Source organism: Phycisphaeraceae bacterium (assembly GCA_040222855.1).
Lineage (GTDB): Bacteria > Planctomycetota > Phycisphaerae > Phycisphaerales > Phycisphaeraceae > Mucisphaera.
The window spans coordinates 720,526-737,379 of sequence record JAVKCD010000019.1 but is presented as its reverse complement, the minus strand read 5'-3'; the positions used below and the strand labels follow the sequence as shown (position 1 = coordinate 737,379).

19 protein-coding genes are annotated in these 16,854 nt (G+C 59.4%); 15 read left to right on the top strand and 4 right to left on the bottom strand.

Annotated features, from left to right (window positions below):
- Positions 1 to 6: 6 nt before the first annotated feature.
- Together RIG82_08280 and RIG82_08275 are read right to left on the bottom strand one after the other, a co-directional pair.
- Positions 7 to 1,038, bottom strand: coding sequence for a HEAT repeat domain-containing protein (locus tag RIG82_08280; protein ID MEQ9460932.1), 1,032 nt, complete (start codon positions 1,036 to 1,038; stop codon positions 7 to 9).
- 68 nt (positions 1,039 to 1,106) lie between these two features.
- A complete protein-coding gene (locus RIG82_08275) occupies positions 1,107 to 2,726 on the bottom strand; it encodes a sigma 54-interacting transcriptional regulator (protein ID MEQ9460931.1) in 1,620 nt (539 codons plus the stop codon).
- Positions 2,727 to 2,946: 220 nt separating this feature from the next.
- On the opposite strand from RIG82_08275, the gene RIG82_08270 reads away from it, so the two are divergent.
- From RIG82_08270 to RIG82_08200, 15 genes are all read left to right on the top strand, one after another.
- Positions 2,947 to 4,350: a phage portal protein gene (locus RIG82_08270; protein MEQ9460930.1), complete on the top strand. Its 1,404-nt coding sequence runs from the start codon at positions 2,947 to 2,949 to the stop codon at positions 4,348 to 4,350.
- Entirely contained in the window at positions 4,347 to 4,760 is a 414-nt protein-coding gene (locus RIG82_08265; GenBank protein MEQ9460929.1) for a hypothetical protein, read from the top strand. Before RIG82_08270 ends, RIG82_08265 begins: the two co-directional genes overlap by 4 nt.
- 46 nt (positions 4,761 to 4,806) lie before the next feature.
- Positions 4,807 to 5,985, top strand: a complete 1,179-nt coding sequence (locus RIG82_08260; protein MEQ9460928.1) for a DUF5309 family protein — start codon at positions 4,807 to 4,809, stop codon at positions 5,983 to 5,985.
- A gap of 101 nt (positions 5,986 to 6,086) precedes the next feature.
- On the top strand, positions 6,087 to 6,437 hold the full coding sequence (locus RIG82_08255; GenBank protein ID MEQ9460927.1) for a hypothetical protein: 351 nt from the start codon (positions 6,087 to 6,089) through the stop codon (positions 6,435 to 6,437).
- Between the two features lie 47 nt (positions 6,438 to 6,484).
- Entirely contained in the window at positions 6,485 to 6,715 is a 231-nt protein-coding gene (locus tag RIG82_08250) for a hypothetical protein (protein MEQ9460926.1), read from the top strand.
- Positions 6,716 to 6,724: 9 nt separating this feature from the next.
- The gene (locus RIG82_08245; GenBank protein MEQ9460925.1) at positions 6,725 to 7,093 is read left to right on the top strand and encodes a hypothetical protein; all 369 of its coding nucleotides are present in this window, start codon (positions 6,725 to 6,727) and stop codon (positions 7,091 to 7,093) included.
- On the top strand, positions 7,093 to 7,296 hold the full coding sequence (locus tag RIG82_08240; GenBank protein MEQ9460924.1) for a hypothetical protein: 204 nt from the start codon (positions 7,093 to 7,095) through the stop codon (positions 7,294 to 7,296). The genes RIG82_08245 and RIG82_08240 overlap by 1 nt, the downstream gene beginning before the upstream one ends.
- Positions 7,293 to 7,781, top strand: coding sequence for a hypothetical protein (locus RIG82_08235; protein ID MEQ9460923.1), 489 nt, complete (start codon positions 7,293 to 7,295; stop codon positions 7,779 to 7,781). Before RIG82_08240 ends, RIG82_08235 begins: the two co-directional genes overlap by 4 nt.
- Positions 7,778 to 8,950 (top strand): hypothetical protein, encoded by a 1,173-nt coding sequence (locus RIG82_08230; protein MEQ9460922.1) that lies wholly within the window; start codon positions 7,778 to 7,780, stop codon positions 8,948 to 8,950. The genes RIG82_08235 and RIG82_08230 overlap by 4 nt, the downstream gene beginning before the upstream one ends.
- Positions 8,951 to 8,962: 12 nt before the next feature.
- A complete protein-coding gene (locus tag RIG82_08225) occupies positions 8,963 to 9,421 on the top strand; it encodes a hypothetical protein (protein MEQ9460921.1) in 459 nt (152 codons plus the stop codon).
- A 14-nt stretch (positions 9,422 to 9,435) separates the two neighbouring features.
- On the top strand, positions 9,436 to 10,188 hold the full coding sequence (locus tag RIG82_08220; protein ID MEQ9460920.1) for a LamG-like jellyroll fold domain-containing protein: 753 nt from the start codon (positions 9,436 to 9,438) through the stop codon (positions 10,186 to 10,188).
- A 173-nt stretch (positions 10,189 to 10,361) separates the two neighbouring features.
- On the top strand, positions 10,362 to 12,299 hold the full coding sequence (locus RIG82_08215; protein MEQ9460919.1) for a hypothetical protein: 1,938 nt from the start codon (positions 10,362 to 10,364) through the stop codon (positions 12,297 to 12,299).
- 286 nt (positions 12,300 to 12,585) lie between these two features.
- Entirely contained in the window at positions 12,586 to 13,938 is a 1,353-nt protein-coding gene (locus RIG82_08210; protein ID MEQ9460918.1) for a hypothetical protein, read from the top strand.
- On the top strand, positions 13,935 to 14,237 hold the full coding sequence (locus RIG82_08205; protein MEQ9460917.1) for a hypothetical protein: 303 nt from the start codon (positions 13,935 to 13,937) through the stop codon (positions 14,235 to 14,237). The genes RIG82_08210 and RIG82_08205 overlap by 4 nt, the downstream gene beginning before the upstream one ends.
- Positions 14,238 to 14,250: 13 nt before the next feature.
- Positions 14,251 to 14,739 (top strand): hypothetical protein, encoded by a 489-nt coding sequence (locus tag RIG82_08200; GenBank protein ID MEQ9460916.1) that lies wholly within the window; start codon positions 14,251 to 14,253, stop codon positions 14,737 to 14,739.
- Between the two features lie 2 nt (positions 14,740 to 14,741).
- Here the strand turns inward: RIG82_08200 and glmM are convergent, their stop codons facing one another.
- Positions 14,742 to 16,100, bottom strand: coding sequence for a phosphoglucosamine mutase (glmM, locus tag RIG82_08195; GenBank protein ID MEQ9460915.1), 1,359 nt, complete (start codon positions 16,098 to 16,100; stop codon positions 14,742 to 14,744).
- On the bottom strand, positions 16,097 to 16,801 hold the full coding sequence (locus tag RIG82_08190) for an HAD family phosphatase (protein MEQ9460914.1): 705 nt from the start codon (positions 16,799 to 16,801) through the stop codon (positions 16,097 to 16,099). The genes glmM and RIG82_08190 overlap by 4 nt, the downstream gene beginning before the upstream one ends.
- Between the last annotated feature and the right edge of the window lie 53 nt (positions 16,802 to 16,854).

Here is a 16,854-nt window from a genome sequence, read left to right as displayed (position 1 = left end):
TTGTTTCTATCGGTTGTTGAGCGCGTCGCGGGCTTGCTGGCTTAGGTTGACCGTTGGGTCGGCCAGGAGGGTCTTCCAGGATTGGAGAGCCTGTAGGACCTGGGTCCACTCAGCGCGAGGAATATAGCGCGAGAGCGACCCGCCCGGGGCGGGCGTGTTCGGGAAAAATGTCTCGCGGGCGAGGTCGAGGACCTGATCGGAGACGCGGATAAGTTCTGCGGCGTTTGGCGCTTCGGGGTCTTGCTGGAGACGTTCCGTAGCGACTTGCGCATTGACAATGACGAGTGCTGAGAGGTTTGCGAGGATCGGCTCGATGTTGACGCCTTCGGATCGTGCTCGGATGAGCCACTGGAAGGTGGCGGTGAGGGCACGTTCCTCGGGGGCAAGGCTGTCGCGGTCGGTCACGGTTCTCGTGAAGAGGGCGTCGATCAGGCGTTGGTAGGCGTCGGGATTCGAGAAGGCGTCGAGGGCCTCGACGAGGCGGATGGCGGTGATGTCGGAAGTCTCGGTAGCGAGTTGTCCGGCGAGAAGGTCGGCGTTGCCCAGGAGTTGCTGGTTGGTGAGTTGAACGCGGGGTGTGATGTCCTCGAAGCAGCGGGCGGCCCAATAGCGGACGGCAGGGTTCTCATCATCGAGTGCCTGTCCTGCGAGGTCGAGGGCTTGAGGGGCGTGGAGATAAGAGAGGATGATGGCGGCGTTGAGGCGTGTCTCGAAGCTGGCGTCGCTCAGGAGGGGGCGGAGTTCATCGACGAGTACGAGGGAGTAGGCGTTGCGGAAGGCGTCGGTGGCATCGGATCGTGTGAGGGGGGATGTCAGGTTGCGACGGGTTCGTTTGCGAAGATCGGCATCCGGCTCGACCAGGACGAGGACAGTTTGTCGGGTGATCGAGCGGAGTTGCTGTTCGGTTTGCTGGGTGATCGTGGTCGCCTGGATGATCTCAGTGGGGATACGGTCCTGCGCGAAGAGGGTTGCTGGCAGCATGGCGAGAGCCAATGCTGCGGCAACAAGGGTTTTGTTGGGTGTGTAGGAACGACTCATCGGCAGCTAACGCGCTCGCTGAACAGTACTTCGGGATGAGCGGACGGTACCGCTGGGGGGCTTGAACGTCAATTAGGCGGGCCTGGCTCGGGGTCTTCGAGTCCGAGGTCCCGAACCTTCTTATTAAGGGTGTTGCGGTTGATGCCCAGGAAGTCAGCGGTGCGGATTTTGACGCCTTCGTTCTGAGCGAGGGCCTCGCGGATGAGGTGGCGTTCGACTTCGTGGATGACCTGGCCGTAGATCTGTCCGTCGGCGGCGTGTTGGTTAATGGCGAGTTGGGCGAGGCGGCTGCAGAGGGCGTCGAGGGACTGATCAGAGCCGGAGGAGCGGGTTTGCTGTGAGAAGAGACGGATCTGGAGGGGGAGGAGGTCTTCGGTGAAATCTTCGGTGTTGGCGAGGACGACGGCTCGTTCCATCGCGTTCTCCAGCTCACGGACGTTGCCTGGCCAGGGATAGCGGAGGAGGGTGTTCATGAGGCTACGGGAGACTTTGTGGAGGTTCTTGTTGTTTTCCTGATTGAAGCGATCGAGGAAGTGGTCCACGAGGAGGGGGATGTCCTCGCGGCGGTTGCGGAGGGGTGGGAGGTGGATGGTGACGACGTTGAGGCGGTAGTAGAGGTCTTCGCGGAAGTTACCTTTGCGGACTTCGTGTTCGAGGTCGAGGTTGGTGGCGGCGATGACGCGGGCGTCGACCTGTTGGGTGCGGTGGTCGCCGACGCGTTCGAACTCGCGTTCCTGGAGGACTCGGAGGAGTCGGACCTGAAGTTGTGGGTCGAGGGTTCCGATTTCGTCGAGGAAGATGGTTCCGCCTTGGGCGGCCTCGAAACGGCCTGTTTTATCGCGGATAGCGCCTGTGAAGGAGCCTTTGACGTGGCCGAAAAGTTCGGATTCGAGGAGTTGGGGGGCGAGTGCTCCGCAGTTGACGCGGATGAGGGGTTTGTTTCGTCTTGGGGAGTTGTAGTGGATGGCTTTGGCGACGAGTTCCTTGCCGCAGCCGGTTTCGCCAAGGATGAGGACGGTGGCTCGTGATTCGGCGACCTGTGCGATGGAGGAGAGGACATCGAGCATGGCGGGTGCGCTGCCGATGATGTTGCCGAAGGTGTAGCGATCGCGGAGGTCATCGCGGAGCAACTGGGTCTGGGCTATCCACTGAGAGCGTTCGATCTGGACGAGGTTGTGGATGCGGTAGGCCTGTCCCATGAGTCCGGCGATGATGGTGAGCAGTCGTGTGTCGGCCTGGAGTTGGGCGTCGGAGATGAAGGGCTTGTCGACGCTCATGGCTCCGACGAGTTGTTGGGTGTCCTTGATGGGGATGCAGAGGAAGCTGATGGGCGGGGCTTTGTCGTCGGTATCCGTGGCGGCGCGGGCACGGGTGCGGTTGAGGAAGTCGGGGTGTTTGGCGATGTCGGGGATGATGGCGGGTTGCCCGGTGTCGAGGACGGTGCCGGTGACGCCTTCGCCACGGGCGTAGCGGCCGCGTTGCTGTTCCTTGGCGGAGAGTCCGACGGCGGCGACGGTTTTGAGGCGGTCATCCTGCTGGTCATGGAGGACGAGTGAGGCGCGGAGGATGCCCAGGCGTTGCGTGAGGACCGCCATGGCCCGCTGAAAGACCTGTGGGAGGTCGAGGCCGTCGCCGAGGATGAGGCTGATCTCCTCCAGAATGTCTAATTCTTGTTCATGTCCACCCATCGTCTGCCTATTAAATCATCACTTGAGGGAAATCACAAGGTGAGGTTGTGGGGGTTGGCTTTGGGCGCAGAGGGCGCCAGGGAGGCCGTTGTTATTTATAAGTTATTTATTTAAATGATTTTATTCATATATTCGGGGGTGGTTTTGTCGGCTTTGAGCGCGCGCGAGTTGTGTCTGGACCTCTCTGTAGACGGGGTGTCCCGTTCATGGAGGCGGCCGGATGAAAACGGGTTTTCTGGATTCGGATGTTCTGACCGAGCGATTAGCGGGGCACCGGCTTGAGAGAGAGCCGTGGCTTCGGCGGCTTTGGTCTTATTACCGGAACCCTGTGGTGGCGGAATCGGCGCGTGATGGCTCGGTGCGGCACCGGACGGCTCAGGAAGCTGGGCTGCCTGAGCGGCTGCGGCGTCCGGGGCGTGAGGTGGTTACAGAGAATGATATTGCCTGGCGCGTGCATTCACTGGTGGACTTTATGTTCGGGCGACCGGTGGCGATTCGCAGTGAGGCCGGGACGGTCGAACGACGAAGGTTCATCGAGCGGTTTCTTGGGTCGCTGATCGAGCAGAGTGGTGGTGTTCAGTTTCTGCAAAACCTGGCGTTGCTGGGGTCGGTCTACGGGCATGTTGATGTGCTGCTTCGGGTACGAGAGACAGGTGTGGTGGGCCGGAGAGTGGACGCGGATGCGTTGGCTTCGCGGTTTGCGCTTGAGCTGGTTGAGGCACCGCGGGCTGTGCCAGAGACGGACGCGAACGATTACCGGCGTCTTGTGGGGTACGCGGTCCAGACGCGGGTGGGTGCTGGTCGCGGGCGTGTCGAGGCGTGGACGGACCTTGGTTACCGACGGTTTACCGAAGCGGATAGAGATGATGTCGGGCTGGAGCTTGAGGCGCGGGGTGTGAATCAGCTTGGGCGCGTTCCGGTGGTCCACATTCAGAATATTGCGCAACCGCTTCGGTATGCGGGGTTGAGTGATGTTGAGCCGTTGCTGCCCCTGCAGGATGAGCTGAACACGCGGCTGTCGGATCGTGCGAACCGTGTGACGTTTCAGTCGTTCAAGATGTACCTGGGCAAGGGGATTGAGGGGTTCACAGAGCGTCTCGTGGGGCCGGGTCAGATGTGGGCGACTGATAATCCTGAGGCGACGATTGAATCGTTTGGCGGCGATGCGGTGAGTCCGTCGGAGGAGTCGCATCTTCGGGAGCTGCGCGATGCCCTGGACAAGGTGAGTGGGGTTACGCCTATTGCTGCGGGGCTGATTCGAGGTCGTGTCGGCAATCTGACCAGCGAGAATGCTCTACGCGTGATCTTGATGGGGACGCTCGCGAAGACGGAGAAGAAGCGTGTGACGTATGGCGATGGTCTGGCTCGTGTGAGCGAGTTGGCCTTGCATGCGGCGCATGTGATGGGGTGGTACGGGAATGATCCGCGGGATCGGCGTATTCGTCTGGAGTGGCCGAGCATGCTGCCTGAGAACGAGGGCCAGGTACTCAAGAACGCGCAGGCGAAGGCGGAGCTTGGGGTTCCGAGGGGGCGAATTCTCGATGAGTTGGGTTATGGCGACAGCGAAGGCGGCGCGGCCGCTGGGGAACCACATGAGGACATTGATCAGGAGCGGACGCGATGAGTGAAGCAGAGGCTGTTGTGATGGGTGAAGAGGATCGGATGGCAGAGATCGAGCGCGAGCGTGATGCGCTGCGGAGCCGGCTCGAGAGCACGAAGGCAGCGATGACGAGGCTGGAGAGACGGACTCGGATTGATGATCTTCTGGCGGGCACAGAGGTTGTTGATCTTGAGGCGGCCAGGTTGCTGACCGAAGCGGCAGTGGAGCAGATGGATGAGGAGGATCTGGATCTGGCGGTGGAGGATCTGAGGAAGCATCGGCCGTATCTGTTTCGTGAGCGGATGGTTGATGCCGGGATGGGTGTGATGGGCGAGGAGCCGGAGACGGGTGATGTGGTTGCCGCACGTAAGGCGCGGGCATCCGGTCATCGTCGTGATTTGCTGGCGTATTTGCGGCTGCGTCGGTCGCGGTGAGTGGTGTTGAGGTTGTTTTGAGTTAAATCAAGAAGGAGGCTGATGGATGGCATTTACGGGTAAGGCGACGTATTCGGGTGGGTCGACGCTGCCGGAGTTGGCAGAGGACGTTTCGGACATTGTGGGCATTGTGAGTCCTTATGAGACGCCGTTGCTTGACGCCCTGGGTGACCCTGGGCGTGTGGCGAGTGGTACGGTGCATGAGTGGCTTGAGGACGGCTTGCTGCCGAACACGGATCGGATCAACGATGCAGCGTTCACGGATGCTGATGTTGATACGACGTTCGTGGTGGAGAACGCGGACCGGTTCCGAGTGGGGGATCAGGTTCAGGTGACGGGTTCACGAGAGGTAATGTTGGTTACGGCGGCTGACACTGGGAGTAATGCTCTGACGGTCGTGCGAGGGTACGGCGGGACGACCGCAGAGAATCTGGCGGACAATCAGGACCTGAGGATTCTGGGTAATGCGGCGCTCGAGGGCGATGATTCGCCTGTGGCTCGGTTTACGAATCGGGTGAGGAAGCAGAACTACACGCAGATCTTCACCTCGGCGGTTGAGGTGTCTGGGACGATGCTTGCTACGCGTCGGGTCGCTGTGTCGGATGAGATGGATTACCAGAAGCAGGAGCGACTTCGTGAGCTGATGCGTGATCTAGAGAACTGCGTGGTCAACGGTGTATCGGCCAGCAGTTCACCAGAGGGGGGATCGACGGTGCGGCGGACGATGCGAGGGATCATCCCGCATGTGAGTACCAATCTGTATACGAGTGGCGCTGGTGGGTTCCCTGCGGGTGAGACGGTGAGTTCTGTTGATCATCACCTGACCGAGGAGCAGTTGAATGCGGCTCTTCGGGGCATCTGGGATTCGTCATCGGGTTCGGTGGACTTGATCGTGGTTGGCGGGGCGCAGAAGCGTCGGATCAATGGTTTCGTCACATCGGCACGTGGGTTTGGGCCGGAAGACACTCGGTTCAAGGATCTGGTGAGTGTGTACGAGAGTGATTTTGGTGTGTGTCGCGTGGTGTTGTCGCGTTGGATTCCGGCGGATACGGTTTTGTTGCTTGATTCGTCGAGGATTGATGTGTTGCCGCTTGGGGGCCGTAGCTTCCACTACAAGCCGCTGGCCGCGACGGGTGATCGCGACGCGGGACAGATGATTGGTGAGTACACGATGGAGTTGCGAAACGAGCAGGCGCATGGCGTGATCCGGGGCCTGGCGGCCTGATGATGGGCTGCGGGCGGTGCGGGTGGGCTGTGTCCGAGAGGACGCAGCCCGCTTTGAACGGTAGGGTTGAGGTCGAGAGTGGCCGAGAAGCGGGGGATTTGATGAACTTTTCACAGGATCGAGATCTGCTGGCGTATGAGCCAAATGTGTTTGTGGAGGTGCCTTTCACGGCGCAGGAACGTGTGTCGGTCGCTGATGGCTTGGTGAGTGGGAACACGCTGACGAGTGTCGAGGCCGATTTTGTTACTGCTGGGGTCGAGGTGGGTGGTGTAGTACTGATCGAGCGGGTGGCTCACGAGGTCGTCGCTGTGGTTGATGCGGGGACGCTGGGTGTGTCTGCGGTGCGAGAGCGTGAGGCGGATGCGGCGATCGCAGCTAAAGCAGGGGAGCAACTTTCGGTGCGAGTCAGGACGTTCGCTCCGCAAGCCACGCTGATCATGACCTGCTGCTGAGGTTGCTGGGTCTGAGCGATGAGGATTCACCGGGCGAGGAAGCTGTGGTGTCGTTGGGTGCCATGATGCGGCTGGAGTGCCTTGGCACGCTGGGGATGGTGTATAGCGCAGCGGCGTCGATCGGCGGCCATCATGAGGCTGTGCTGGCGAAGGCATCGCTCTATCGGGAACGATTTCGGAGGGCCTGTCGAGAGGCCGTCATCGGGGTTGACCTGGATGGCGACGGGCGGGCAGATGAGCGGAGAAGATTGGGGCTGGTTTCGTTGGCGCGTTCCTAGGGGGTGTGGATGATGCTGGTCTATGGAGAGATGACGGTAGAGGATATCGCGTCTTGTCGGCTCGTCCGCGTGGAGCGTGTGACTGCTTTGCGGCGATCCGCTGGGGTGGGTGGGGTTGGTGAGGTCGTGGATCAGCGGCCTGGGTTAGCTGTTACGTATGAAGTGAATGTGCTGCGGGATTCAAGCCGTGAGCTTAATGATGTGTTGGGGGAGATCCTTGCATGGGCAGATGGTGTCGGCCGCGGTCTGAGTGATGAGTCGAGTCGGTCCTGGTGTGATGCGGTGCTTGGCCGAGTGCAGGTGGTTGACCTTGACCAGGTTGGTGTTCGGTGGCGAGCGGTGGTACGGCTGATCTTTGAAGTGGGTGGGCTGGACTGATGGGAAACGTAGAGGATGGTTTGATTGCTGCTGTGCGTGAAGAGAATGATGAGCATCCCATGGCCGTTTGGGTCGGTTGGCCCGACGCGGTGGCCAAGGATCGGGTTGTTGTCGTCTGGGTCGATGGTGAGTTGGCGAGTTGGCGAGTTGGACAGCGGGTGTTGGTGATCGTGGACAGTGGGTGCTCATGGATCGGGCGGTGAGTCATCGCGTTGAGGTTTGTGAGGTTGCACTGTACGAGTTATTGGAGGGGCGGATTATCTCTCCAGCGAGCGAGCGGCTGGTGGTGCAGCGTGATGAACGATGGCCAGTGGATTCATGGGTCAGGCTTGCTGGTCAAGACGGAGTCATCGAGGCACGGGTGTGGCCGAGCGGCCTGGGGCGAGGTGGTTTTGGCGGGCGCTTTGGCTATGGTGCCTTTGGTGTTGATGGCGAAGGGTCGCCCGGGCTTGGGGTAGGACAACTGGGAGAGGGCCCACTCGGACTTGATGGCGAGGGGTTTACGGTCCCGGGCGATGTGCGCCGGGCGCTGGGAACGGGCTTGACACTCGATGTGTTTGAAGGGGGACAGGTCTTGGCTACAGCTCTGGTGGAGGATGCGCTGGCGTCTGATGGCCCGACTCTCGGCGAGATTGTCTGGACGGATTCTGGGATCAAGGTGCGTAAACGAGAGGTGGTGTGCGGATGAGCGAGTGGAGTCCGGTGGATAGTGAGTTGCTCGGTCGGGTTGAGGACGAGGCGACGGGCGTGCCGTATCTCGAGACCGGCTTGAGTCCCTATTACCTTCAGTTCCGGAGGATGATTGAGCGTCTGGCACGCGTCGCGGAGCGATCGAACGACCTTCGGGTGTATCAGGATGGTGACCTGACCGTGGGCGTCCGGGGTGGGAGGTGTCGCGTTCATGGTCTTCGTTTCGATTTTGTAGCAACCAGCAGTTTGGTTGTCACTGATGAAGCGACGACGTCGGTGTGGATTGATCATGTCGGGAGCATTCAGAGTGGTGCAACGGGATTTCCTGCTGAAGCGCACCTCCATCTGAGGCTGGCTGAGGTCGATGCTTCGGGTGGCGCGATTACGGAGGTTCGAGATCTGAGGGGGGAGACATTTCTCGCCGGTCTTAATGTCGCAGACCTTGGGCTCACGGCGACTGCGGGGGAGATTGATCGGGTGTTGGCGGGTACGAGTGTCGATGTGACATCGGGAGCGCTAGGGTTTCTTTGTGGTGGCACGACTTCGCCGGGTGACAACTTGCATACACATGGTCAGTCACTTGCCTCTGTGGATGGGGAGTCAGCGTTCACGGTAAGGAATGTTTCGTCTGGGGCGAGCGCCGGGGTGGCGATTGGGTGGAGTGTACCGGAGCATCTGGCCTCGGCAACGCTACTGCGCGTGCTGCCCGATGGTGGCTGGCTTGAGCAGCAGGTTGGAGGCAAAACCTACGGCGTGGTTGGCGGCGTGCCGATGCAGCTGGTGTTGCCTGGGGTGTTGACGACGAGTGTGAACGATCGGTTGATCGGAGTAGCACCCAGTGATGGCGTCGTTGATTCTGTGGTGCTAATCGCCGGGACGAATCTCGAGACGAGTTCTGGGGTTGACGCAGTGCGTGCTTCTCTGAAGATAAATGACCTTCTGGCGACTGATCTCCCGGCTTCGCTTTACGTCTCCGATGGCAGCGGTTATCGGAGCACAGATCGGGGCGATGGTGAGGCTGCCTCATTGTTCAGCGGATCACCTTCTCAGGCGCAACGGGGTGATCTGTTAACCGTCACGGTTACGCGGAGTGTGAGTGGTGTCGTCACTCAAGAAGCTGAGGATGTTGCTGTGCTCGTGGTCTTGCGATCGAGCAAGGCGATTTAGAGAGGAAGTGATATGAGTATGGTTGTTCGTGAACTGAGTGACCAGGAGTTAGAGTTGCTCGTCGGGCAGCAGGACCCTGCGACGGGGATGGTCTACCCCGAAAGAGGGCTACAGCCTTACTACCGCTGGCTGATGAACACTCTGAGGCTGCTGGGGGATGCCGGTATGGGCGATTTTCGTGTTATCCCAGCGGCGGGCGAATCGCCAGCAGTCGTGGTTTTGGCCGGGCGAGCTTCGGTGTCATCGGTGGTTGTGAGCTATGCCGGGAGCACGCTTGATTTAGCAATATACAGCAATGGCACCGTGTATATCTGGCTTCGTGAGTCGGCGGGTGAGGCTGTGGTTGAAGCGGGTCTTGCTGCTGGAGGCTGGCCCGTCGGTACGCATATCAAACTGGCAGAAGTGGTCATCGAGTCTGGCCAGATTGTGTCTGTGTTGGATCGGCGCAAGGAAGTCATGTTGTCGGTCTGATGAAGGGGGTTGTTGTGGCTGTGCTGCGTCATGTGGATTTCGAGGTGTCGAACTGGGCTGAGTTGGGTGGTGCGCCTGTGGAGAGGCTGGGTTATGCCGAACGGGTGTTGTCCCTGGGGCCCAGTGGGTACTGGCGATTGGGCGATGCCGGCAGCTCGGCTATGGACATGTCCGGGGCGGCGGCAGGTGCTGTTATCGGTGGGGTCACCACTGGCGTCTCGGGATGCCTTGAGTCCGAGTCAGATTCCGCTATGGGTTTTGCAGGTGTGAACCAGATGGTTGATGTCGGGCGTGCTGTGCTTCCGTCTGATAGCTCTGCGGTCAGCATTGGGGTATGGATTCGCACAACTGCTTCGACTACTGGAGCGATGTTCTCACAGTATGTCAATACTGGAACACCAGGCGCTAGCGAACGATTTGGCTTGCGGCTGATCACAGGGGGCTATCCTGCATGGTGGAAGGGAGGGACGGTGCGTGCTCAGGGTTCTCAATCCCTTCTTGATGGAGTGTGGCACTTTGTCGTGGGTGAGCGTCTGTCCACGGGGGTCATCAAGCTTTGGGTTGATGGCGTCTTGGTCGATAGTGGGAGTGATTCTCAAGGGTTTGCCAGTGCGAACAGCGCAATCGCGGCCTTTCCGGCTGTGAGTTATCTGACAGCAGATTTAGATGAGGTCATGGTGGTGCCTGCTGAGTTGGGAGGATCGGCGATTCGTGACTTGTACGACTGGGCGATGGGGATCCCGAAGGTGACCGGGGGTGGCTTATGAGTTCCATGCTTCAGTGTGTTGAGGCGGCTTATCCTGATCGAGGCGAGGTTGGTGTTCGGATCACACTTGATGACGACCTGCGTGGTGTGGGGCACGGACTGAGTTTGAGTGGTGATCAGGATGTGGTTCATACGCGCCTAGCCATCAGGGCTCGGATGATGACCGGAGGTCGTGTGACTGTGTTGGCGGCGGCCGACTGCAATGGTGTTGTTTGGTGGCTGGAACTTGATGGTCAGACTAGACATCTAAAGCTGGTCCAACGAAACAGTGAGGCCCTCACCTGGCCAGTCGATCAAGGACCATCATGGGCAGCCGTTGAGGTCAAATCGGATGCTGTTTTGGAACGGGTTACGCTCTGGGTGAATGGTGTCAAGCAGGGAGATGTGGATCTCCCGGGCTTGCTTGCTCTAAAGAACCTCGATCTTGGATCGCTCTGGCGGGACGAGCAAGCTGCAGGCTGGATTGATGTCGACGAGTGGGTCATAGCGACCGCGTACATCGGCCCGCTGGTTGTACCAGCCACGAGCGAAGGTGTTGGAGACCCTGCCAGGTGGCTCGTTCTGTATCGAGTGAGCGATGCTAATTCTGTGGCGTGGGCTGAGGAGTATGCGAATCGGCGGATGGTGCCGTATGCAAACCTGATTGGGCTAAACGTACCTGCGGACGAAAGCGTCGATGTCGCTGGCTACCTCTCAGTCTTGAATCAACTCAAGGACTACCTAGATCTACATGGACTGCGTGACCAGGCGGCTGGCGTTCTCATTGGCTTTGGCGTGCCGGGTTACGTTGAGCTGACGCCTGATGTGGAGCGTCTACCTTTGGGTTCGATGCTGGCCAATGACGCGGGTGATCTGACGCCAGTGACAAATCCTGCTTATGCAGCAGGGGGTGAGGGCCTAGATGCCAGCTCGTTGTTGGGCTTACGGCTGTCTGCAAGGATCGATGGCGCATCCATTGCTGAAGCCATCGCGATTCTCAATCGTGCTGATGATGTCATGGCGGGTTCACTGATTGCTGATCGACTAGCCTCGATCTGGGTGGATACCGATGGGCCTGCGGCAACGGTGCTTACCGAAGTAAGCGCGAGACATGTAGCGTTTGTTGCCAGCGACACCGCACGATCAACCAGGTTGCCTGTACGCGTGGGGGATGGGCTGTCGTCCGGGGTACAGACTCGTGTTCAGCATGATGCCATCGTCTGGAACGGCCTAGGGGGTGCCTTGCCTTCGGGTTTTTTTGCTGATCCCGCTGGCCCTCGTGCTCTGCTGGTGCAAGCTGGCGTGTCGGCGTACCCGCTGGTTTCATTGAGAGAAGACGTGCTCGGGTCTGCTTGGGCTATCGAATCGTTTTCTGCGGGCTACGCCGCCATCGGCGGTGCGTCGATGACATCGACAGTCGGCGATATTCCAGACCTTACGACTGTGATTGACCGCCTGACACGAGGCTGGACTCTGGCTGAGGCCTGGTACGCCGGTCAAGCCAGATTGCAGACGGAGTTCTGCCTGGTGGGCGATCCCTTGATGCGTGTCCCGTTAGATGAATCAGGGTGGGATGTGGTCTCTGCATCAGGCGGCGCTCTAAGTGGCCAGCGAGTGATCGCGGTACGCAGTGAAATCACAACCTTTGATGATGAAGCTCTAACCGAGGGAGCTATCGAGGACAAAAGATGGCTGGTGTTAGCTAGAGATGGTCAAGGCAACTTGGCCGATGGTGTTCGAGGCATCAATATTGCACATGATGGGGCTGGATGGGTTGACGCTGGCGTGTCGTGGGTATGGCCGACCGAAGAGGGCTGGCCATTAGAGATTTCAGAAACAAGCGTTCGCGGTGTCGTGATCTGGCCTTGTGGGCTTGCCGTCGCTGGGGTACTCGGCGCTACTGTTGAGATCGAAGCAGATGGAAGTATCACGGAGCGTAAGCTTCGGGTTGAGCGAACTGCTGATCGAGTTGCCTTCGAGAAAGAGTTGATGCCAATAGGTTCACGTCTACGCTTGCGAATCGGGATGGCAAGCGGGATAGAACGATGGACGCCATGGTCTGAATCGATGACGAGCGGCGAGGTTGTTCCAGGCGTCCATGTGCGGGAAGGAGACCAACATGTGGCTATCTAATGGCCGAATCTCACGGGTTCATGTCGAAAGCCCACTCTTGGTGCTGGTTGATGGAATCCCAATAGATGATGCTCGCGTTCTCCGCCTAGAGGAGCACGGCCCGCTTGGACGACGAAGAGCTAGGATCGAGATTGGCCTATCGACACTGCATGGGCGTGAGGTCGTGATCGCAGAACCCTTCTTAAGGGCTGATGGGTTGAGCGGGAAGCGCATTCTTCTGCGTGGTGTCATTCATGATCGGGGCTCGCTTACGGATCGTAACGCGAGGCGTAACCAGTGGATCGTCATGGATGAGTGGTCCCTGTTGCTCGATCGCGAGATCAACGCGCTACCAAACACCTGGGCGCTTGAAGACGACACAGGACATACAACCTGGTTTCGTACTGGTGATAAGGCAAACCTCGGGTCGTTCACTAAGAGGGTCAATGGTCTTGAGGTCGCTGGCTTTGGTGATACTGGCGAACGATGGACGGTCGGTGCTGCGCTTCGGTTGCTTCTCGCGGTGAGTGGGATACCCATCAGATGGATGATGCCCGACCACTTTGCAACGCGGCTCCTCGAGCGGGATATTCGGCTGACCGGCACGCTAAGTGATGTTCTTGAACGAATCACAGCAGATCATCGTTTTATGCTTAGATGGGACGAGACCGACCGGGTGCTGATAGTTAGCACACGCGAGCAGATTGGTCGACGCGTCGCGTTGGGCTTTGGTGGCATGTCGACTCGGACCGCGTGGCGCTCGCTTGAGGGTCCGAGCGAGCAGCGGGCGGTCAGGGGGCTGGCCCGAGCGAGCGGCTGGCGGGTTGAATCGACTTTTATGTTGCAGCCGGGTTGGGACTCCGCTTCGCAAGGCCTTCCAGACGGCCGGTATGACCCAACCAAGCCGGGAGACTTCACGGAAGTCGCCCAGGTCTTTCGACGCTGGGTGCTCAATGAAGACGGTGCATACTCCGGGACTCCCTACAACGCCGCTGCCTATGACTTGCGTACGCTGTTTGGTGATGATCGCGTCCCAGCTGACCCCCTGCGGCTAGAGGCACCCTTGTCACTCGACACAGACGGGCAGACCATGCCCGCGCTGGTCGAGATCAGCGAGGATTCCGGCGCGACATGGCGTGTCATCAATACGAGGCGACTACTGACGGATCGCGCGGGAATTGTATTGACGGCTGATTCGCTGGGTTCTGCTTACCTAGCCGCCGCCCGCGCTGGTGCCGCACGATGCAGAGTCACAGCCAGTCTGCGCTCCCCTGTCGCCGTTGAAGCTGAACGCTGGTGGGGCAACGTCTTTTCTGGAACGTACGAACGCTTGGCGCTTGAAACAGAAGAACGGTTTCGCTTCGCGCGTATCGACAGCAACAGTCGTTTCTCGACGCAAGTTCGTGCTGGGACTCGAAAAGCACTAGAGAACGACGACAGCGCACCGATGCGGCGATGGCTGCTGGAAAGTTTGGAACAAGCCGGTGGTGAAAAACGATTTCGCCTGGAACGTAGCGGTCGTGAAACATGGCTTCGTCCAGGTGACCAGGTGACGGTCAAGGCCCTTGGGTTGCATCCAATCATCTGCGATCGCATGGCGACAACACGAACCAGCCGCAAAGGGTCATCACATACGGTAATTGAAGGAACGAGAGGTTGAGTATGTTGCTTGAGACGACCATCACGCCCCTGACACAACTCGGGGCAGCGGGGATCATGGGCGGGCTGTGGGTCTGGGAGCGAGGGCTGTCCAGTCGGCGCGAACGTGAACTCAATGAAGCGCATTCAAAGCTGATGGCCCAGCGGGAAGCCCTCGCCGAGTTCATGGATATCGCCCGACAGAATGCGAGGATCATCGAACGATTTGACCAGACCCAGGAGCGGCTGGCGAGGGCGGTGGACTCGCTCACCGAGCGATTAGGCGATCGCCACGACCCCGCCCTGAGACGCAGCGGTTGATTACGATAGTGGCATGCGATGCTTCTCCCTCCTGGCTGTGCTCTGGCTTGTATTAACCGCTTGCTCAATGTCCGAGCCCGGACCCTTTCAAAGGGAGCGGACTCGCTTCAATGATTCGGAGACCTGGGTCGCCCGACCGGTTGCGGCCAGAATCCATCCATCGACCCGGTTTGTCACCACGGCGGGCAAGTTAGAACTGGACGTCCGCGTCGAGCTTGTGGATGCCTTTGGCGATCCGATCAAATACAGCGCCGACTATCGGTTCGAGGTCTGGACGGGTGGTCTGGCTGGCACCGCCCAGAGTCGAGCAATCAACATCACCAAACAAGTCAAGACATACAACGAACACCAGGAACATTATGACTCGGTCACTCGCAGCTACACGTGGAGACTCCCCATTAGCAACGAAGAATCCGCGCTGACACGACCGCGACTGCACGTCTATGTGACGCCGGAAGGGCAGGAGCGGATTCAAATCGAGGTAAATCTCCGCGGGAGCTAGGCTCAGCAGCGAAGTGCCTGACGGGCCCTCGCCGTCAACGCCGAGGCGGCCTCACGAGACGGTGCCTCAGCGATAAAACGTAAGATCGGTTCGGTGTTGCTTGGGCGGACGTGAATCCAGCCACCATCGAGGTCGAAACGCACACCATCCGTTTGATCAACACGCGAACCAGCAAAGGTCTCCAGCAGTTTCTCAACCATGGCCTCAAAGGGCTCGTCCGGCCGTGGCACTTTCTCTTTCTGCATCGTGTAGAGCGGTAACGCATCACGAAGCTCGGCGAGAGTTTTACCGGTCGTTGCCATCAGCTCAAGGATCAGCCCCATCGATCCGAGACTGTCGCGGATATGGCTCAATCGAGGGTCGATGACACCGCCATTTCCCTCTCCACCGATCGTGGCATTGTTCTCACGCATCACCTCGGCCACGTTGGCCTCGCCAACGGCACTCCGTAAGACTCGCGCCCCAACCCTCGCCGCCAGATCGTCAATCATTCGACTGGTTGACAAGTTGGCGACCGCGAGATCACCCTCTCGCAAGCGGTGGCGAGCACAGAGTGCGAGCGTGCACTCTTCGCCGATGTATCGACCGGCGTTATCGACAATGGCCAGTCGATCTGCATCAGGGTCCTGAGCAAAGCCCGCATCGGCCCCAGTCTCTCGCACAGCATCGGCCAGCTCCGTTAGATTCTGCTCCAGCGGCTCGGGCTCATGCGGGAAACGCCCCGTCGGTTCGCTGTGGAGATGAATTAGTTTGACCCCAAGCCGCCCGAGAAGCTGACGAACCTCAGGACCCCCGGCACCACAGACGCTATCTACAACAACCGTAAAACGCCGTGACTGAATCATCTGTTCATTCAGAAGTCCAGCCACTGCACTAGCGTGGTCTGACGCCGCGTCAATGCCCGCTTGTTTGAGGACGCTATGGCCGCTGTCCCCACTTGGCTTCTCGTCCGATAGCGCCTTGAACGCTTCAACAACCTGGCTTGCCTGCCCGGCGGTGGGTGCCGAACCATCTGACCTAATCAACTTTACGCCGTTCCAAGGTGTTGGGTTGTGACTCGCTGTCAGGACGATCGCATACGAGTTCTGCCTTTTGGCAGCAAGCCCGACAGCAGGCGTCGAGGCGATCTCAAGATCAAGTACTTCGATCCCCTCATCCGCCAAGCCTCGCGCTAAACCAGTGGCAAGCTGAGGACCCGAGGGACGCGAATCACGCCCGATCAGCAGACGACGCGAAGCGCCCCACTCAAGCAGCGTGCGACCAATAGCTCGTCCGTAACGCCAAGCCACCTCCTCAGTCAGAGATTGGCCGACGATCCCACGCAGTCCGCTGACACCAAGCATGAGTGGGGCTCGCTTCAAGAGACAACCCCTGCAAACTCCGCCCGTAGCAATGCTGGGCTCAACCCCTTGAGATGCGGGCGAATCACCTCGGCGTCCGTCAGGTCTTCCGCCGGCTGGTTGGTGGTCAGGCCAAGCGTACGAAGACCAGCCCCGCGGGCCGACCGAAGGCCAGCAGGCGTGTCTTCGATCGCCAACAAAGTTTCTTGCGTGAGCCGATGATCGACATGAAGGGCAGCCAGGCGCTCAGCCGCCAAACGGTAGGTCTCCGGGTCTGGCTTCGAGCAGGTCACATCATCCGCCGTCACGATCAACTCAAACAGGTCGTCATAACCATGCGCCTCAAGCACGCCACGGATGTCAGCTCGCGTCGCCCCGCTGGCAATCGCGATCGGCGTGCCTTCGTCCTTAAGGGCCTGCGCAAGCTCGAACGCTCCCGGAACCAGCGGGATGCCTTCCTGGACGATCTTGTCAAAAGCCTCTTGCTTCGCGGTCATCAGGCCACGGAGGTGTGAGTAATCCCCCGCCTCGCTGTCGAATCCAAAATCACCGAGTATCGCCCGAAAAGCATCGCGGTCATCGAACCCGATGTATCGCTTCCTGTAGTGATCCATGTCAAAGTGGATGCCCGAGCCCACAACCGCCGCCAGCATCGCCCTGCAGTGGGCCGCTTCGGAGTCGGCGAGCACGCCATCAAAGTCAAACACAACGCCTTTAATCATGCCCATAGTCTAATCCCTGATTAGCCCTCGCGATCACCGATCGCGCCTTGGTC

Coding starts and splice junctions, on each gene's coding strand:
- RIG82_08280 (MEQ9460932.1), bottom strand. CDS start 1,038: ATGAGTCGTTCCTACACACCCAACAAAACCCTTGTTGCCGCAGCATTG.
- RIG82_08275 (MEQ9460931.1), bottom strand. CDS start 2,726: ATGGGTGGACATGAACAAGAATTAGACATTCTGGAGGAGATCAGCCTC.
- RIG82_08270 (MEQ9460930.1), top strand. CDS start 2,947: ATGAAAACGGGTTTTCTGGATTCGGATGTTCTGACCGAGCGATTAGCG.
- RIG82_08265 (MEQ9460929.1), top strand. CDS start 4,347: ATGAGTGAAGCAGAGGCTGTTGTGATGGGTGAAGAGGATCGGATGGCA.
- RIG82_08260 (MEQ9460928.1), top strand. CDS start 4,807: ATGGCATTTACGGGTAAGGCGACGTATTCGGGTGGGTCGACGCTGCCG.
- RIG82_08255 (MEQ9460927.1), top strand. CDS start 6,087: ATGAACTTTTCACAGGATCGAGATCTGCTGGCGTATGAGCCAAATGTG.
- RIG82_08245 (MEQ9460925.1), top strand. CDS start 6,725: ATGATGCTGGTCTATGGAGAGATGACGGTAGAGGATATCGCGTCTTGT.
- RIG82_08240 (MEQ9460924.1), top strand. CDS start 7,093: ATGGGAAACGTAGAGGATGGTTTGATTGCTGCTGTGCGTGAAGAGAAT.
- RIG82_08230 (MEQ9460922.1), top strand. CDS start 7,778: ATGAGCGAGTGGAGTCCGGTGGATAGTGAGTTGCTCGGTCGGGTTGAG.
- RIG82_08225 (MEQ9460921.1), top strand. CDS start 8,963: ATGAGTATGGTTGTTCGTGAACTGAGTGACCAGGAGTTAGAGTTGCTC.
- RIG82_08210 (MEQ9460918.1), top strand. CDS start 12,586: ATGGATGAGTGGTCCCTGTTGCTCGATCGCGAGATCAACGCGCTACCA.
- RIG82_08200 (MEQ9460916.1), top strand. CDS start 14,251: ATGCGATGCTTCTCCCTCCTGGCTGTGCTCTGGCTTGTATTAACCGCT.
- RIG82_08190 (MEQ9460914.1), bottom strand. CDS start 16,801: ATGATTAAAGGCGTTGTGTTTGACTTTGATGGCGTGCTCGCCGACTCC.